Annotated in this window: 1 protein-coding gene; it reads right to left on the bottom strand. The window is 57.3% G+C overall.

The genetic code is table 11. The features are described 5' to 3' along the window. Window positions 1-773, bottom strand: a 773-nt coding sequence (locus EN914_RS36055) for an NAD-dependent epimerase/dehydratase family protein (protein WP_127389717.1), incomplete at its 3' end; no start/stop codon positions are given. Window positions 774-1,169 lie beyond the last annotated feature (396 nt).

Below are 1,169 nucleotides of genomic sequence, written 5' to 3'. Positions count from 1 at the left end.
GGGTGGGCGGGCGCGTTCGGCGCATTCATCAGCCGGATAAAGCCCTCGCTCAGGTCGTCGGCATAGCAGAAGGAGCGCGTCTGCTGGCCGCTGCCATAGACGGTCAGGTCCTCGCCGCGCAGCGCCTGGACGATGAAGTTCGAAACCACACGTCCATCGTCGGGCTGCATGCGGCGACCGTAGGTGTTGAAAATGCGGGCGACACGAATATCGAGACCATAGGTTCTCGAATAATCGAAGAACAGGGTTTCGGCCGAGCGCTTGCCTTCATCGTAGCAGGAGCGCGGCCCGTGCGTGTTGACGTTGCCGAAGTAGCTCTCGGGCTGTGGATGCACGAAGGGATCGCCATAGACTTCGGACGTCGAGGCCTGGAATATCTTGGCCTTGTTCTGTCGCGCGAGTTCCAGAAGGTTCAGCGAGCCAAGCACGCTTGTCTTGAAGGTGTGGATCGGATCTGCCTGGTAGTGCGGCGGAGAGGCTGGGCAGGCGAGATTGTAGATCTCGTCGCACTGAAGGTCCGAAGGCAGTGCATCGACGATGTCGTGCTCGATGCAGCTGAAGCTCGGATTGCGCTGAAGGGCATTGAGATTGTATCTTTTGCCGGTGTGGAAATTGTCCAGCGCGACAACGTCGTATCCGTCCCGCAAAAGACGTTCGCACAGATGCGAACCTAAAAATCCCGCTCCTCCGGCGACAAGGGCGCGTCGTCGGCTTTGGCTGGCGTCCTTTTGGCTGCCGGATTCCAGTTTCAGAACCTTGACAAGCTTAGTCATGCTTTCCTCATACGCACCGAACACGCTACCGCCGGGCCGGGACAAAGCATCGCCCGGCCACGTTCCTGAGAACGTGGCAAACCTCCGCATCTGCGGAACCGCCATCACTGATGTGCGTCAATTGTTCTTGGCTTTCGCGAAGCTGGTGCGACTACACAACCTCCGTGCTGCCGCTCAGCATTCTCCGCGCCCCGAAATCGCGATCACACGCCCGGTGTCACCATCGATTGCTCGCCCAAATTGCACATCCCAACGCATCGAAAATATACCTGTGGAAATTATAGTCAACTAAATTAGCAATTCCTTAACCAAATGCGCTCGCGAATGGTTAATCATGAAAGCGGCTACGGCCTCTCGGACCGAAGCATGGCGCACAAGGCAAGTCCTGTTTATGAA

Source organism: Mesorhizobium sp. M7A.F.Ca.CA.001.08.2.1 (assembly GCF_003998455.1).
In the GTDB taxonomy this organism is placed as follows: Bacteria; Pseudomonadota; Alphaproteobacteria; order Rhizobiales; family Rhizobiaceae; genus Mesorhizobium; species Mesorhizobium ciceri.
Note: the sequence above shows the minus strand (reverse complement) of the source record. Positions and strands in the feature narration are given on the sequence as shown.